Genomic DNA, 16237 nt, shown 5'->3' on the forward strand with positions numbered 1-16237 from the left:
GCCGAGCACTGCATCGACCCCGCAGACCAGGGCCCTAGCGGTTTCGGACCTAGTTGTGACACGGAATCCGTCGATCCATATACGGGGGTTTGTGAGCCGCTGGGCGATCGCTCGTGCAGGGCGATCTCGACTTGACCCTTCGTAGAAGACCTAGTTGCAGCCTGTTGGTCTACTCTCTGCGTATGGATGCGGAAAGCAGATCAGTGCAGCCGGTCCTGCCCGCCGATCAGGTGGACCTGGCCGTCGAGGTGTTCCGGATGCTGTCCGATGCGACCCGTATCCAGCTGTTGTGGGCCCTCATCGGCCAGGAGCTCTCGGTCAACGAGCTCGCCGACCACGTCGGCAAGACCCCGGCCTCGGTCTCCCAGCACCTGGCCAAGCTGCGCATGACCCGTCTGGTGCACACCCGCCGGGAGGGAACCTCGGTGTTCTACCGGCTAGAGAACCACCACATTGCCCAGCTGGTGACCGACGCCGTCTACAACGCCGACCACGCCACCGCCGCCATCCCAGACCACCACCGCGCAGAGGTCACAACCCTCCCGCCCCGCACCGAGAAGGCCCCCTCGTGAGCACCCACCCTGAACCCCACGACCACCCGCACACCGGCGACGACCACGACCACGACGACCACAGCGACCACGCCCGCGGCGAGCACGGCCACGACCACCCGACCGGCCTGAAGGGGTTCGTGCTGGGGATCTTCCGGCCACACAGCCACGACTCGGCCGACTCCATCGACTCCGCCCTGGAGTCCAGCACCGAGGGCATCCGCGCCCTAAAGATCAGCCTGGTCGTGCTGCTGCTGACCGCGGTCGCCCAAGCCATCGTCGTCTGGTTCACCGGCTCGGTCGCGCTCCTGGCCGACACCGTGCACAACTTCTCCGACGCACTGACCGCCGTCCCGCTGTGGATCGCGTTCCTGCTCGGCCGCCGCGCCGCCTCCCGCCGCTACACCTACGGCTACGACCGGGCCGAGGACCTCGCCGGGGTCTTCATCGTCGCGATGATCGCCCTGTCGGCGGTGCTGGCCGGCTACGAGTCCATCCGTCGCCTGCTGGACCCCCAGCCCATCAACAACGTCGGCGTCGTCATCGCCGCCGGCCTCATCGGCGCAGCCGGCAATGAACTCGTCGCCCTCTACCGCATCCGGGTCGGGCGCCGCATCGGCTCCGCCGCCCTCGTCGCCGACGGCCTGCACGCCCGCACCGACGGCTTCACCTCACTGGCCGTCGTCGCCGGGGCTCTCGGGGTGCTCGCCGGATTCCCGCTTGCCGACCCACTGGTCGGTCTGGCCATCACCATTGCCATCCTGTTCGTCCTCAAGAGCGCAGCCCGCGACATCTACCGGCGCCTCATGGACGCCGTCGAACCCGACGTCCTCGACACCGCCGAGGCCAGCATCCGCGCCACCCCAGGCGTACTGGACGTCGAACGGCTCCGCGTCCGCTGGACCGGCCACCGCATCCGCGCCGAGACCGCCATCACCGTCGACCCCACCCTGACCATCACCGCCGGGCACGACATCGCCGTCGACGTCCACCACCGGCTGCTGCACGACGTCCCCAAGCTCGTCGACGCCACCGTCCACGTCAGCCCCGCCACCGCCGACCACGACCCGCACCACGCACTCGCCCACCACAGTACCACCTAGAGGTCATCTGTTGACCGCCGCGGTTCGCGTCAAATGCAACAGGTAACTAGCGCCGCCATCGTCGACCGGCGGCATCATCGTCGAGACCGGCGCCACCAGCCACCGGCTGGATGACGCCCCGATGCGCCGAGCCGCACTCGACGAGCGGTGGCCGCCAGTCCTGCCCAGTGGCTGCGTAATGTCTTGGTCCGGCCAGGGCCCGCGAAAGCAACCGTCGAGGAGCGCAGGTGAGGTGGTGGCAGGCTGCTCTCGGTGCGATGGCGGGGTTCGTACTTGTCTACCTGTTCCTGCTGGGCCTGCTCTGGCGGTATTCCCGGACGCATCCTGAGTCGGTCTCGATGCGGGAGGCCATGCGGCTGCTGCCGGATGTGCTGCGCCTGGTCAAGCGACTCGCGGCAGACCGCTCCCTGCCGCGCACGATCCGCTTCCGCCTCTTGGCCCTGCTCGGCTATCTCGCGATGCCGTTCGATGTGGTCCCGGACTTCATCCCGGTGCTCGGGTACGCCGACGACGCGCTCGTGGTCGCTCTGGTGTTGCGCTCGGTCGTTCGGCGGGCGGGACCGGACACCCTCGACCGGCACTGGCCGGGCACCTCGCAGGGACTTGGCTTGGTCAAGCAGCTCGCGCGCGTCAGGGCAAGCCGGTAATGCCGGACCAGTAGTGCCCGTTCCGGCCAGCGCTCCGGTCCTGTAACCGTTGATGTGCAGATCCAAATTCTGTACGGGCCGGACTGATCCGACCAGCCCACGCACTGGACGTCTCGCGATGGTGATGGATGCTCTGCACGGCGGCGACTGCTTACCCTGGTGGGGTACCCGGTCCTGAGCCAGGAGGTGTGATGCGGTCGCGGCTGATGTGGGCGCTGCTCCTGCTGGCGGCTGTCTTTAGCATGCACGGACTCAGCTGCGCCGCCGCGGACCAGGGCCCCGAGCAGCCTGCTGAGTCCAGCACGGCCGCCGCCGCTCTGGCCCCCACCGCACAGACCGGCATGAGCCACATGGTCGCCGGCGGCGCGGGGCTAACGGCCACGCCGGGTCAGACCGCACCGGATCCGGCCGCCGCCGGTGTCGGTGACTCCACCGAACACCCTGCGGGTCATAGCGGCGCCGTGCATGCCTTGATGGTGTGCCTGGCGGTGCTCTCCGGCGGGGTGGGCATCGCACTGGCCGTGTTGGCCGCGTGGTTGGCCCGCCGCCGGTTGCTCACCGTCATGGCCCCTGCCTCGGATCGACTGCGGACCGCCGTCGGCTCCGTCGTCGCGTCCCTTCCAGCTCCAGAACTCAGTCGTCTCTGCGTGCTGAGGGTCTAGGCCGAACCACCGACACCCTCCCGCTGTCCTCAGCGACGTAGGGGTGTCACCGGTTCCACCCATCCCTCATCACCTGGTGCGGCCCTGCCTGGCCGCCGCGCCGCAGCCTCAGGAGTCGACTGTGAACCACACACCCATCACAACCACGTACACCCGCCGACTCGCCTCGGTGGCCGGTGCCCTCATCGCAGGGTCCCTGGCCCTGTCAGCCTGCTCGGGGGGAGAGGACACGGCCGCCGGCGGATCCGCCGCCACCTCCATCCCGGCTGACGCGACCTTCAACACCGCCGATGTCACCTTCGCCCAGGGCATGGTCCCGCACCACGACCAGGCCGTGGAGATGGCGCAGATGACCCAGACCCGGTCGACCAACCCGCAGGTGCTGGACCTGGCGACCAGGATCGAGGCAGCCCAGGGACCCGAGATCGACACCCTCACCGGCTGGCTGGAGGACTGGGGTTCAGACAGCGGCAGCGACTCCGGCGTGGGCGGAATGAGCGGCATGATGAGCAGCGAGGACATGGCCTCCCTGGAGTCCCTCAGCGGTGTCGAGTTCGACCGCATGTGGCTGGAGATGATGCTGGAGCACCACACCGGTGCCGTCGGCATGGCCGAGACCGAGATCGCCGACGGCGAGGACCCCGCGGCGATCGCGATGGCCGAGGACATCCAGGCATCCCAGAGTGCCGAGATCACCGAGATGGAACAGCTCCTCCAGACCCTCGCCGGGTAGTACCCGCAGGTTGCATGACATCCAGGGGCGGTGCCGGCACTGCCGGCACCGCCCCTGGGTGCTGCAGGACGGCTGCCGGTGGGGGAGGTGGATCCGCCATTCTCTGGTCCCTTTGGCACTGGCCGTGATATACCCCCCGGTGGTATACGTGGTACCCCTAGTGGGTATCCAGACCGAGAAGGGACGTCGCATGCCGACTACCGAGCATCAGGCAGGCCAGCCTGCGAACCAGGCCCATGAGGGATCCCGGGAAGCTGCTCCTGGTCACGAACACCCCAGGGGGCACGCGGGGCACGTGGACCATGTGGCGGTGTTCCGCAGGTTGTTCTGGTGGAACCTGCTGCTCGCTGTCCCCACGGTGGCGGCGTCGCAGATGTTCGCCTCGATCCTGGGATACCCGCTCCCTGACGTCGCCGGCCTGGCCTGGGTGTCCCCGGTGCTGGGCACGGTGATCTACCTGTGGGGCGGGCGGCCGTTCCTCACCGGCGCAGTCGCCGAGGTCAGGTCGTTCAAGCCCGGGATGATGCTGCTGATTGCCCTGGCCATCACCGTGGCGTTCGCGTCCTCATGGGCCTCGACGCTGGGGCTGGTGTCCCAGGAGTTGGACTTCTGGTGGGAGCTGGCGCTGCTGGTGGTAATCATGCTGCTGGGGCACTGGATCGAGATGCGCTCGCTGGCCCAGACGTCCTCGGCGCTGGACTCCCTGGCGGCGCTTCTTCCCGATGAGGCCGAGCGCGTCCGGGACGGTCAGATTCAGACGGTGGCCCCGGCCGACCTCGTCGTCGACGATGTCGTGGTCGTGCGGCCCGGTGGCCGCGTCCCCGCCGACGGTCAGGTCGTGGAGGGCTCGGCCGCGGTGGACGAGTCGATGATCACCGGGGAGTCCCGATCGGTCCGCCGCGAAGTCGGTGACCGGGTCGTCGCCGGCACCGTGGCCACCGACTCCGGGATCCGGCTGCGCGTGACCGCGACCGGGGAAGACACCGCCCTGGCCGGCATCGGCAAGCTCGTCGCCGACGCCCAGGCCTCGGGTTCCCGCGCCCAGCGGCTGGCCGACACCGCCGCCGGGTGGCTGTTCTGGTTCGCCCTGGGCTCCGGGATCACCACCGCGATCGTGTGGTCGGTCATCGGTTCCCCCGACCAGGCCGTCATCCGGGCCATCACCGTCCTGGTCATCGCCTGCCCGCACGCCCTCGGGCTGGCCATCCCGCTGGTCATCTCCATCGCCACCGAACGGGCCGCCCGTGTCGGGGTGCTGGTCAAGGACCGCCTCGCGATGGAGGCCATGCGGGGCGTCACCACGGTGCTCTTCGACAAGACCGGCACCCTCACCGTGGGCCGCCCCACCGTCATCAACGTCCAGCACGCCGACCCGGACGGGGACGCCGGCCACCTGCTGGCGCTGGCCGCGGCGGCCGAGACCGACTCCGAGCACCCCCTGGCCCGGGCCGTCGTCCGCGCCGCCAGCGCGCGGGGGCTGGACGTTCCCACCGCCGGGGACTTCACCTCCTCCCCCGCCGTCGGGGTGACCGCGACCGTGCACGGCCACACCGTGCAGGTCGGCGGGCCGGCCCTCCTCACCCAGGTCGGCGCGGCCGAACTGCCCGCAGCCGACCGCTGGCGGGGCGAGGGGTCGATCATCCTGCACGTCGTCGTGGACGGACGGGTCGCAGGTGCCCTCGCCCTCGCCGACGAGGTCCGCCCCGAGTCCCGGGCCGCGGTCGGTGAACTGCACCGCCGCGGCATCGAGGTCGTCATGATCACCGGGGACGCCGAGGCCGTCGCCGCCTCGGTTGCCCGACAGGTGGGCGTGGACCGGTTCTTCGCCGGCGTCCGACCCGAGGACAAGTCCGCCACCGTCGCGGCCCTGCAGGCCGAGGGCAAGCGGGTCGCCATGGTCGGCGACGGCGTCAACGACGCCCCCGCCCTGGCCCGCGCCGACGTCGGGATCGCCATCGGGGCAGGCACCGACGTCGCCATCGCCTCGGCCGGGATCGTGCTGGCCTCAGCCGACCCCCGATCGGTGGTCTCGGTGATCGACCTGTCCACCGCCACCCACCGCAAGAGCATCCAGAACCTGGTCTGGGGAGCTGGCTACAACCTGATCGCCGTCCCCCTCGCCGCCGGCGTGCTGGCGCCGATCGGGTTCGTCATGCCCATGTCCATCGGTGCCCTGCTCATGTCCGCCTCCACCGTCGTGGTCGCCCTCAACGCCCAGCTCCTGCGACGCCTGGACCTCCTACCCGCTGACCTGACCACCGACCGCACCCCGCAGGACATCCCGGCACCCGACCCGGTCCCCGCCGGCTCCGCCGACCCAGGCGAGGACCACCGACCCCCGACCTGAGACTCCCGGACCACGTCCTCACGACCCTGGTCCCCCATGGCCCGGTGCGCTGTGCTGGCCACACCGTCCACCCAGCTCACACACACCCGACAACCCAATGCTGGGCATACCCCTACCGGGTACGGGCAAGAAGGAAGGTCGCGTGGATGTCGATCAGCAGGCGCACATTCCTGGGAGCAGCGGCCGGCAGCGTGGGCGCCGTGGCGCTGGCAGCGTGCTCCTCCCCCACCGCGGCGCGGGCGGTGGGCCCCGGCAGCCGCGCGGTGGCCGCGGCTGAGGCCGCCCGGGCCACCACCGGCGCCACCACCACCGTCGCCCTGCGCGCCGGGGTCACCACGGTCGATCTCGGTGGCACCACGGTGTCCACGTGGGCGTTCAACGACATCGTGCCCGGTCCCGAGATCCGCGTCCGAGCCGGGGACCAGGTCGTGGCGACCGTGACCAATGAGCTGCCGGCGACCACCTCGGTGCACTGGCACGGGCTGGCGTTGCGCAACGACATGGACGGCGTCCCCGGCATCACCCAACGCGCGATCGCCCCCGGTGCGGACCGGACGTACCGGTTCACCGCCCCCAACCCCGGCACCTACTTCTTCCATCCCCACGTCGGGGTCCAGCTCGACCGGGGCCTCTACGCGCCACTCATCGTCGAGGACCCCGCTGAACCACTGGGCTACGACGCCGACCTCGTCGTCGTCCTCGACGACTGGATCGACGGCACCGGCACCACACCTGACGACGTCCTGGCCCGACTCACCTCCTCGACCAGCGGCATGGGTGGGATGGGCGGCGGAGGTGCTGCTGCCGGGTCTCTGCTGGGTGGGGACGGCGGGGACGTCGCGTACCCCCACATGCTCATCAACGGTCGCACCGCCGACGCACCCGCCACCGCCACCTTCTCCCCCGGTGCCCGGATCCGGCTGCGCATCATCAACGCCGGCGCCGACACCGCGTTCCGGGTCGCGGTCGGTGGCCACCGCCTCACCCTGACCCACACCGACGGGTTCCCCGTCGACCACACCGACACCGACGCCGTCCTGCTCGGCATGGGTGAGCGCGCCGACTGCCTCATCACCCTGACCGACGGGGCGTTTCCCCTCATCGCCCGCGCCGAGGGCAAGAACGGTGCGGGCCTGCTCGTGTTGCGTACCAGCCCCAGTGCCACCGCACCCACCGCTTCGACGACCGTGTCCGAGCTCGACCGGCAGGTCACCGCCCTGCTGGAGCTCTCCGCCGACCCCGCCGTGGGACTGGCCGACACCGGCATCGACCGCGAGCTGAACGTGGACCTAGGCGGCGGAATGGCCGGCTACCGGTGGACGATCAACGGGCGGACCTTCGACGACCGGGAGGACCTGCACCTCCGGCAAGGAGAACGTGTCCGGCTGACGATCCGCAACCAGACGATGATGTTCCACCCCCTTCACGTCCACGGCCACACCCTGCAGGTCCGCGGACGCACCACCGGGCCACGCAAAGACACCATGCTCGTCGTCCCCGGCCAGACCGTCATCGCCGACCTGGCCGCCGACAACCCCGGCCAGTGGCTCGTGCACTGCCACAACGCCTACCACGGCGAGGCCGGGATGATGACGGTGCTGTCCTACACCGACTGACCTGCGTCCTCAACGCGCCACAGGCCACGCCCACCGCTGCCCCGAACGGGACGTTCGACCCCCAGGCACGTGACCTGCGCCAGTCGAAGACCAGCCGCAAACCCGACAAGCTCGACCCAGAGGCAGGCCACTTCTCGCCCACCAGTGGCCAACCGCGTCACCGCACGACCGAGCAGGGAGCCCACGATGATGTTCTCGTACAACAACGGCATGAATGGCTGGGGGATGACTCTGATGGTCGTAGCCATGGTGATCTTCTGGTCGATCGTCGTCGCCGGCGTCGTCTTCCTCGTCCGCTCCACCCGCACCACCGCCCAACCCGCAGCTCCCGCGACCTACGAGCACGTCCTGGCCGCACGCTTCGCGCACGGCGACATCGACGAGACCGAATACCGCAACCGCCTCGCCGTCCTGCGCGGTCAATCACCGACCGGAACCGACAAGTGACCTCATCTCGCCGGCCGCAGCCAGTCGCGATATCCGCATGTGCAGGCCTGATAGCCCGAAGCCGCCAAAACCACATCGAGTTTCGGGACGCGTTGTGACGCGAATTGTGTAGGTCCTCATACGGGGGTTTGTGGGTCGACGTCGGGTTACCCAACAGTGACGCACCGGCGGAGGGCTCGTAGCTGACGCGCAGTTCCCGACGGCTAAGGGCGCCGCCCGGGAGCGGTCAGCGACGGGCGCCCAGCGCACATTCAGACGAGCAGTGCTTCTGGGAGTCCGGACAGTCAGCCAACCCCTTGTCGGCGGCAGCCAGGCGCTCGGCCAGGCGCTCGAGCCGGTCGCGCTTGGCCTGGATCTGGCGTAGCTGGTCGGCCAACAGGGGGCGCAGGTCGTCCCGAACCTGGGTGCACGAACGGGTCTGCAGAGTGTCCAGGTGCCCGGCGATCGTCTGCAGGGGCAGCCCAAGTTCCTTGCTTGCCTCGATGAGGTCCAGGCGGGTCAACACGTCCTCGTCGAAGTCTCGGTAGCCGTTCCCCGCACGGGCGGCGGTGATCAGCCCGAGCGTCTCGTAGTAGCGCAACGCCGTCGCCGGGACACCGCTTCGCCGGGCCACCTCCGAGATCCTCACGGCGACGACGGTAGGTGACCGGCGGCGGTCTTGACCTTCGAGCAGCTTGAAGCTCTACCGTCGGTCCACGTGCCCAACCCCGACCCGACACCCCACCCGGCGGTCGCCCCCCTCCCCGCCGCCGGGCGGGCGCCTGCGGTGATGGCCGCGGAGGCCGCCGTGGCCTGGCTGGAGCGGCACCAGATCGGCCTCTACCTGGCCGCGATCGCCGCCGGCGGGGTCATTGGCGTGGTTGTGTCCGGCACGGCGCACCTGGAGACCGCGATCAACCCGGTGCTGGGGTTGCTGCTGTACGCGACATTCCTCGGGGTGCCCTTCGCCTCCATCGGGGCAGCGCTGCGCGACGGGCGGTTCCTGCTCGCGGTGCTGGTCGTCAATTTCGTGCTCATGCCCGCGGTGGCGTTCGCGCTGTCCCGGGTCGTCGCCGGGGAACCAGCGCTGCTGTTCGGAGTCCTGCTGGTGCTGCTGACCCCGTGCATCGACTACGTCATCGTGTTCAGCGGGCTGGCCGGGGGCGCCTCGCACAAGCTGCTGGCCGCGGCCCCGCTGCTGATGGTCGCCCAGGTGCTGCTGCTGCCGGTCTACCTGCTGCTGTTCATCGGCCGCGAGGGGGTCGCAGTGGTCGACGTCGGCCCGTTCGCAGAAGCCTTCCTCGTCCTGATCGTCATCCCGCTGGCCGCAGCGGCCGGCACGCAGGCCCTGGCCGCTCGACACCCCATCGGGCAGCGGCTGCAGACCGGTGTGCTGGGCGCCATGGTGCCGCTGATGATGGCCACCCTCTTCGTTGTGGTCGCCTCCCAGGCCGCCGCGGTCAGCTCCCAGGCCGACCAGCTCGTCCTCCTGCTCCCCCTGTACGCGGCGTTCCTGGTCATTGCGACAGCATTGGGATGGGCTGCGGGAAGGGCCTTCGCGCTGGACGTGCCCTCCCGGCGGGCGCTGGTGTTCAGCGGAGCAACCCGCAACTCCCTGGTCGTACTGCCGCTGGCCCTCGCGTTGCCACCCGCGCTGTCCCTGGCACCGGTCACCGTGGTCACCCAGACCCTCATCGAGCTGATCGGCATGGTCGTCCTCGTTCGGCTCATCCCCTTGCTGATCCCTGAGCCAGAGGACGTCAGGGAGACGATCTGAACTGCAGCAGCGTGGATGCCCGGACGGGCAGACCTGGACCCGAGCGGAAGTCAGAACAGCAGCTGCTTATCAACGCCACCGTTCACCTCAGCTAGACACTCGAGCCCGACCCTCACCACCCCGTGCCGACCACCACGGCGGCACCCAGAGGCGCCCCGATATGGGTGTCAGGGCAGTCGGGCGCAGGACTGGCATTGACCTAATCGTGGACTGGGGCCTCATGCGTCCGGTGGGTTGCAGACTCCAGCTGGAAAGTGCAGTGCTCCATGTCGAAGTGCTGACCCAGGCAGCCCCCCAGGGCATCGAGCACCCGTCCGCCGTGGCCGTTGGCGAGTGCGTTCTCGCTGACCACGACGTGAGCCGACAGCGCCTTGGAGCCCGAGGTGATGGTCCAGGCGTGGAGGTCGTGCACGTCGACCACTCCGTCGGTCTTGAGAATGTGCTGGCGCACCTGGGCCATGTCGACATCGCGAGGGGCGTTCTCCAACAGCACGTCGAGGGCGTCGCGCAGCAATGACCAGGCCCGCGGCAGGACGAGGGCCCCGACGACTAGCGATGCCACGACGTCGGCACCGGTCCACCCGGTGGTGATGATGAGGATCGCCGCGACGATGACGGCAATCGAGCCCAGCGCATCACCCAGGACCTCCAGGTATGCCCCGCGCATGTTCAGCGACTTGTCCTGCCCGCCCTTGAGGATGAGCAGGGAGACCCCGTTGGCGACCAACCCCAGCACAGCGGCGGCCAGCATCACTCCGGAGCGGATCTCCGGGGGGTCCCCGATGCGCTGGACGGCTTGCACCACGATGTACAGCCCAATGCCGAGCAGCAGCAAGCTGTTTCCCAGGGCTGCCAGCACCTCAACGCGCTGCCAGCCGTAGGTGCGCCGGGCCGAGGCAGCTCGCTGGGCCAGGGTCACCGCGACCAACGCCAACACCACCCCCAGGCTGTCGGTGGCCATGTGGCCTGCGTCGGCGAGCAGGGCCAACGAGCCGGAGATCAGCGCGCCCACGACCTGAACGATCAGGACGGTGACGGTGATGGCCAGAACCGCAACCAACCGTTTGCGGTAGCCGGCCGAGACCGTGGCCCCCGGTGAGGGTGCGTGGTTGTGGTCGTGGCCCATGACGCGGTCTCCTCTGACATGCGGGTGTGCGCATGTCAGCATGCCTCACCGGGCGCGGGGAAGGGAAGGGGGTGTCAGCTGCAGGGGCCGCCCATCTCGATTCCCCTGGCCCGCAGCCAGGGCATCGGGTTGGTCCGCCCCTGGTACATGCCCTGGCTGTGCACCTCGAAGTGCAGGTGGGGGCCGGTGGACTGGCCGCGGTTGCCGACCTCGGCGATGAGTTGTCCCGCCGTGACGCGTTGGCCGGTGGTGACGAAGAAATCGTTGATGTGGCCGTAGACGGTCACGGTGCCGTCGTCGTGCTGGATGTAGACGGCCAGCCCGAAGCCTGTCGCCGGTCCCGCTCGCACGACCCGGCCGGCGACCGGGGCGTAGATGGGGGTTCCGATGGGTGCGGCGATGTCGAGCCCGTTGTGCATCTGGCCCCACCTCATCTCATAGCAGGACGTGAAGCGCCCGCTGGTCGGTGCCACGCCGCCACCTGCACTAGGGGGTCGCGGAGCCGTGGTGGCGGGCCCGGGGCGAGGGGGGACCGCGGTGGCTGCGGCACCGCCGCCGGCGCCTTGCCCGTTGCCGGCGCGTGCTTGGGCTGCCGTCTGGGCCAGTACCTGAGCAGCTGCCTCGGCTCGATCTGCTTCCTCTTGCTGGGCGGCCTGCTGCTGCGCCTGCCAGGCGGCGTACCCGTCGCGCTGGCCCTGCAGTTCCAACAGCCGGATCTGGGCGTCTTGGAGTTGCTGTTGCAGGTCGGCCTGCTGGGTGGCCAGTCCGTCCAGGGCCGACTGCGCCAGCGCGAGTTCAGCGGTCGCCGTGTCAGCGGCCGCGGTTGCGGCGGCCTGCGCGTCGGCGCTGTCCTCGACCGCTGCATCGGCCAGTGACGTCGCATTGGCCTGTCGCAGCTGAGCGGTCTCCAGGTCCTCCAGCAGGCTGACCCGGTCAGCGGCCAGGTACTCCAGGGTGACGGCCTGCTGCAGCATCTGCGAGGGTCCTTCGGCGGCGAGCAGAGCGCTGATCCCGCCCAGGTCCCCGGCACGCATGTACGTCTCGGCACCAAGGTCCCCCACCGCCGTTCGTGCCGTTTGCGTGGCGAGCGTGGCCGCCTCCAGCTCCACCGCAGCCACGACCGCGGCCTCCTGGGCGCGGAGCAGGTCGGCTTCGGCGACGAGTTGGGCATCCGCGGCGGCTGCAGCGACGGCGTTGGTCTGCTCGAGTTGGGCTTGGGCGTCGGCGATGGTGGCAGCCAGACGTCCGACCTCGGCGGCCGCGGCGTCCTGCTCGTCCTGGGCGGCCGAGATCTCGGTGTCGCTGGGGTTGAGCGGTGCCGCCTGCGCCGGCCCGGCCGACCAGGTCAAGGCGACCACCAGCACGCCGACCGCCACGCCCACCCGAGGTTGCCGCCGGCCCAGGCCGTGATGTTCCCGTGGTGGGGTTGTTGCAGTGCTCACGACGGCCTGGCCTCCAGCGGATACGACAACTACCTGTCGTAGTACTAACGGCCGGCGTGGTGGCGTCCTTGAGTCTCCACCCCGAACGGGTCACCCGGGTCGGTCACCGGCTGGACCTCGGTCGGCACTGCTGGGCGCGCGTCTGATGGTCAAGCGCAGCGACCTCCCAGGGTGATGCCGCGCTGGGCGAGCCAGGGAGCCGGATTGGTGCGGGTGGCATAGAGGCCACCCACATGGGTCTCGATGTGCAGGTGCGGGCCGGTGGATTGACCCCGGTTACCGACCTCGGCGATGAGCTCCCCGGCCTCGACGACCTGACCGGCGGTGACGAAGAACTGGTTGATGTGTCCGTAGAGGGTGATGGTGCCGTCGGAGTGCTGGATGTAGACGGCGAGCCCGAACCCGTTGGCCGGTCCGGCGTTCAGGACGACGCCCCCCTCGGGGGCGTAGATGGGCGTGCCGATCGGGGCGGCGATGTCGATGCCGTTGTGGTTGGTGCCCCCCCGCGCTCCATAACAGGACGTGACTTGGCCGGCCACCAGATCACCGCCCGAGGCGGCCACCGCGGCCTGCCCGGCGGCGACGACTGATTCGGGATCATCCACGCCCTGTTCGGTGAGGGCTGCGACCTGGGCAACCTGCAGCTGCTCTTGCAGGGCAGCGCGCTCCGCCGATGCTGCGGCGTAGCTCTGCTGAGCCTCAGCCAATCTGGCATTGGCATCGGCGTCGGCCTGCTGGGCTGCACCCAGCGCCTCCTGCTGGCGCAGGACGGCCTCCTGGGCGCTCGCGTCGGCTGCCTCCTGCTGTCCCTGGACCTCCTCCAATGCGCTGATGTCTTCGGCGCGGTCATCAGCCAGCAGCGCCAGCGTGGTGGCGCGGGCCAGGAGGTCCTCGGGATCATCGGCCTCCAGCAGGAGCCCAGCCTGGGCGAGGTCACCCGAGCTCATGAACGCCGCCCTCCCTGCGGCGGCCACCTGGCTCTGCGCCTGGTCCGTCGCCGCCTGGGCGGTTTGGGCTGCTGCAGACGCCGCTGCTGCGGCGGCGGTCGCTGTGTCCAGCTCCGCGGCGGCCAGTCGGGTCAGCTCGACCGTCGATTCGGCCTGGACGGTGGCCTGGTCCAGTCGTTGCTGGGCTGCCTCGAGCAGGCTCTCCAGACGCGCCGCCTCCTGCGAGGCAGTCTCCTCACCGGGCACGCCGGCGGTCGTCCCCGGGGACGGGGCTGCTGCGCTGTCCGTGGGCTCTGCCGGTGCCGCTGATGCGATGCCGGGACCTGCGGTCGCGACGAGAGCCCAGAGCAGGGCCAGGACAGCCGGACGCCCCCGGGGTCTCAAGCTGCGGGCGCTCCGCGTGCTGCGGGCGCCGTGTAGGGGGCTGAGTTCCTGGGGAGGGTCGTGCAGGGTCGCCACAGTGCAGCGGGCTCCGTTCTTCCTTCCGCCGACCGAGTTAGCTGACGGGTTCGGGCTGGAAGTAGCCCTACTGCGCGGTGGCAGATTCACCCCAGGAACACATGGGTCCCCGGCCCGCCGACTGACCCGCAGAGGTCAGGCGACGATTAGGCGGGTCTGCCCAAGGACCCAGGAAGGGCGCGTGGCCTGAACAGACGCCATCAAGCTACTAGCTCAATTAGTAGAGGTCACGTTTCGGTCACGACCGTTTGCGTCCCCCGGCGTTGTGTTGTCGCACAGGGTCGGGTCCTGATGGCTCAGCGTGGCGTAGCCGCCTGGCCAGGAGTCCGAGTTTTCTGCCTGCAGCACCGGACTCGGGGAGCGCGACGCTCGAACCAGTGCCCAGACCGCGATCGCTCCGGCTGTCATCAGCCCCACCAGCAGGAACACCACGGCGGCATGTCGTTGGTCGGTGAGTGCAGCAGGGCGCCACGCCGGGTCGATCTCGGTCCACCAGCCCACCGCCAGCGCGGTGGGCCAGGTCAGCAGAGCAACCGAGGCAAGCACGTGAATGGCGGCCCAGCCCGCGATCCACCACCCCCGCAGCCTGCGGGGGATGTCGCTGTCGAACCAGGACCGCAGGAGCACCATGCCCGCGGTGAAGGTCGCGATGACAGACACCACGTGGGCGGCGTGGGATCGCATGACGATCTCCAGCACCGGACCGGTGTACCCCAGGTAGACAACGACCACGAAGAGGGCCAGGGCTGGTCCGGGCCGGCGCAGGACGAGGGCGGCGCGGCTGGAGGTGATCGCCTCCAGCCACTGGGCGGCCCCCCGACTGTCATCCAGAACTGGTTCCGTCGCGGGTGATCGACGGTCGAGGTGGTCGGTGAGCAGCTGACCCGGTGCTGCCCGGAGAACCAACGCCGGCCCGAGCAGGCCGAGCAGGAGGTACTGCAGGGCGTGGGCGGGTGCAGAGACCAGGGCGTAGCGAGCCAGCCCGCTGGTCGTTGCCACCAGGAGCACGGCGGCACCGCCCAGTAGGAGTGCAGTGCGCCGGGCAGGCCACGACTTCCCGGCCTGGGTCCTCCTGCGCACTGCCCACACGTACGCCACCACCGCACCCGCGATCAGGACAGGGAACAGCGGATCGGGGTAGGGCTGCCACAGTTGGGTCCACCACTGTCCTGGGGTGGGGTTGGGTGGGAGAGGGAAACCCAGAGCGTCGAAGGCGCTCCCCTCCTCCTCCCCCGGATTCGGCGTGGTTTGCGGGGTAGGAGTGCGCGACAGGGACACCGCGACACCGATCGTCGCTGCGAAGACGAGCACCTCGCTGATGGCCAAACGGCGGAAGGCACGGTGGTCCCCCCGGGCCAGGCTGGGGAGGGTCCGGCGCCGGTGGGCCCACCCCAGGCCGCCCAACGCCAGCAGCGCGGCTGTCTTGATCACGACCTGTCGGCCGTAGTCGGTGTCGACCAGATCAGCGACGCCGGTCAGCCGCGTCGCGGCTGTAAGCACACCGCTGAGGGCGACGAGCAGCACGAGCAGCGGTGCAACCGCGCTGAACCGGGTCACTGCCACCTGCAAGGCGGCGATGGGCAGGCGGCGGATGAGGATCAGGGAGAGCACCCCGCCGGCCCAGGCGAGCACCCCGAGTACGTGCAGCGCCAGACCGGAGATCGCGGCCTGGTGACTGCCCGATCCGGCGGCGTGTCCGGTGAACACCGGGGGGAGGCTGGCGAGCAGGGCGATGAGGAGAAGCGCCGCGCTGCCTGCTGTGGTCAGCACCAGCCGGGATCCGATGACCAGGACGAGGGTCAAGGCCGCTACTGCGGCTTGGGCCTGGCCCTGCGGGATGGTCGTGGTGAAGGAGAACAGGCCGCGTGCACTCACCGACGCCAGGTCGGTGCCCAGGAAGTCGGCCAGCTGCAGGGGTGCCACCAGGATCGAGCTGAGCAGCCACACGGCTGCCGGCCAGGTCGCCATCCGTGTCCAGCGGTAGCCCGCGACACTCATCTGCCGGTGCCCGGGGGCCAGTAGCGCAGCGGCCATCAGGCACCCCGCTGTCGCTACCGCCGCCAGGTCGCCCACGACCCGGGTCACCGGGATGGCCCAGGTGACCGCGGCCGAGGTGGCCGGTATCCCGGGCAGCGCCTCGGCGACGAGGGAACCCGACGCCCACAACAGCGCCAGGGTCGTGCCGACCCCGATGATCAGGGCGCCGAGTGCGATGACCGGTCCCGCCGGCACAAGCCACCCCCGCTGCCGCCCCATGGACACAGCGGGGGCGACCACCATGACGTCCCCTGAGGACATCCCTGCTGACCGGGCGTCCGCTGGTGCAGGCGCCCCGGTGTCGGCAGGTTCTACTCGCCCCGCCCGCGCGGGTTGCCTTTCGCCCGCCGCTGACCCGTGCGGC

At 70.1% G+C, this 16237-nt stretch carries 14 protein-coding genes and 1 riboswitch; of the genes, 9 read left to right on the forward strand and 5 right to left on the reverse strand.

What is annotated here, in order from left to right:
* Positions 1-203: 203 nt before the first annotated feature.
* The 8 genes from ASG41_RS20705 (at position 204) to ASG41_RS20740 (ending at position 8106) form a co-directional block, all read left to right on the forward strand.
* Positions 204-572, forward strand: coding sequence for a metalloregulator ArsR/SmtB family transcription factor (locus ASG41_RS20705; protein ID WP_304438037.1), 369 nt, complete (start codon positions 204-206; stop codon positions 570-572).
* Positions 569-1654: a cation diffusion facilitator family transporter gene (locus ASG41_RS20710; RefSeq protein WP_056300005.1), complete on the forward strand. Its 1086-nt coding sequence runs from the start codon at positions 569-571 to the stop codon at positions 1652-1654. The genes ASG41_RS20705 and ASG41_RS20710 overlap by 4 nt, the downstream gene beginning before the upstream one ends.
* A 227-nt stretch (positions 1655-1881) precedes the next feature.
* Entirely contained in the window at positions 1882-2301 is a 420-nt protein-coding gene (locus tag ASG41_RS20715; protein WP_235564955.1) for a YkvA family protein, read from the forward strand.
* A 191-nt stretch (positions 2302-2492) separates the two neighbouring features.
* Positions 2493-2963 (forward strand): hypothetical protein, encoded by a 471-nt coding sequence (locus tag ASG41_RS20720; protein ID WP_157519593.1) that lies wholly within the window; start codon positions 2493-2495, stop codon positions 2961-2963.
* 121 nt (positions 2964-3084) lie between these two features.
* Positions 3085-3696: a DUF305 domain-containing protein gene (locus ASG41_RS20725; RefSeq protein WP_235564956.1), complete on the forward strand. Its 612-nt coding sequence runs from the start codon at positions 3085-3087 to the stop codon at positions 3694-3696.
* A 310-nt stretch (positions 3697-4006) separates the two neighbouring features.
* Complete coding sequence (locus ASG41_RS20730) at positions 4007-6043, forward strand: heavy metal translocating P-type ATPase (protein WP_200939162.1); 2037 nt, start codon at positions 4007-4009, stop codon at positions 6041-6043.
* A 146-nt stretch (positions 6044-6189) separates the two neighbouring features.
* A complete protein-coding gene (locus tag ASG41_RS20735; protein ID WP_056300021.1) occupies positions 6190-7659 on the forward strand; it encodes a multicopper oxidase family protein in 1470 nt (489 codons plus the stop codon).
* Between the two features lie 186 nt (positions 7660-7845).
* Positions 7846-8106 (forward strand): SHOCT domain-containing protein, encoded by a 261-nt coding sequence (locus ASG41_RS20740; RefSeq protein ID WP_056300024.1) that lies wholly within the window; start codon positions 7846-7848, stop codon positions 8104-8106.
* Between the two features lie 226 nt (positions 8107-8332).
* Here the strand turns inward: ASG41_RS20740 and ASG41_RS20745 are convergent, their stop codons facing one another.
* Entirely contained in the window at positions 8333-8734 is a 402-nt protein-coding gene (locus ASG41_RS20745; RefSeq protein ID WP_056300026.1) for a MerR family transcriptional regulator, read from the reverse strand.
* A 69-nt stretch (positions 8735-8803) separates the two neighbouring features.
* Here ASG41_RS20745 and ASG41_RS20750 point away from each other — a divergent pair, with 69 nt between their 5' ends.
* On the forward strand, positions 8804-9862 hold the full coding sequence (locus ASG41_RS20750) for an arsenic resistance protein (protein ID WP_235564957.1): 1059 nt from the start codon (positions 8804-8806) through the stop codon (positions 9860-9862).
* A 199-nt stretch (positions 9863-10061) separates the two neighbouring features.
* Here ASG41_RS20750 and ASG41_RS20755 read toward each other — a convergent pair whose 3' ends face one another.
* The 4 genes from ASG41_RS20755 to ASG41_RS20770 all read right to left on the reverse strand — a co-directional run bounded on the left by ASG41_RS20755 (position 10062) and on the right by ASG41_RS20770 (position 16116).
* Positions 10062-10988, reverse strand: a complete 927-nt coding sequence (locus ASG41_RS20755; RefSeq protein WP_056300030.1) for a cation diffusion facilitator family transporter — start codon at positions 10986-10988, stop codon at positions 10062-10064.
* A gap of 74 nt (positions 10989-11062) precedes the next feature.
* A complete protein-coding gene (locus ASG41_RS20760) occupies positions 11063-12364 on the reverse strand; it encodes a M23 family metallopeptidase (RefSeq protein ID WP_056300034.1) in 1302 nt (433 codons plus the stop codon).
* 215 nt (positions 12365-12579) lie between these two features.
* A complete protein-coding gene (locus ASG41_RS20765) occupies positions 12580-13623 on the reverse strand; it encodes a M23 family metallopeptidase (protein ID WP_235564958.1) in 1044 nt (347 codons plus the stop codon).
* Between the two features lie 226 nt (positions 13624-13849).
* Positions 13850-13999, reverse strand: a riboswitch (cyclic di-AMP (ydaO/yuaA leader).
* A gap of 50 nt (positions 14000-14049) precedes the next feature.
* Positions 14050-16116: a cytochrome c oxidase assembly protein gene (locus ASG41_RS20770; protein ID WP_056300038.1), complete on the reverse strand. Its 2067-nt coding sequence runs from the start codon at positions 16114-16116 to the stop codon at positions 14050-14052.
* Between the last annotated feature and the right edge of the window lie 121 nt (positions 16117-16237).

Source organism: Modestobacter sp. Leaf380, assembly GCF_001424485.1.
Classification (GTDB): Bacteria; Actinomycetota; Actinomycetes; order Mycobacteriales; family Geodermatophilaceae; genus Klenkia.

Coding starts and splice junctions, on each gene's coding strand:
- ASG41_RS20770 (WP_056300038.1), bottom strand. CDS start 16,116: ATGGTGGTCGCCCCCGCTGTGTCCATGGGGCGGCAGCGGGGGTGGCTT.
- ASG41_RS20735 (WP_056300021.1), top strand. CDS start 6,190: ATGTCGATCAGCAGGCGCACATTCCTGGGAGCAGCGGCCGGCAGCGTG.
- ASG41_RS20755 (WP_056300030.1), bottom strand. CDS start 10,988: ATGGGCCACGACCACAACCACGCACCCTCACCGGGGGCCACGGTCTCG.
- ASG41_RS20720 (WP_157519593.1), top strand. CDS start 2,493: ATGCGGTCGCGGCTGATGTGGGCGCTGCTCCTGCTGGCGGCTGTCTTT.
- ASG41_RS20740 (WP_056300024.1), top strand. CDS start 7,846: ATGATGTTCTCGTACAACAACGGCATGAATGGCTGGGGGATGACTCTG.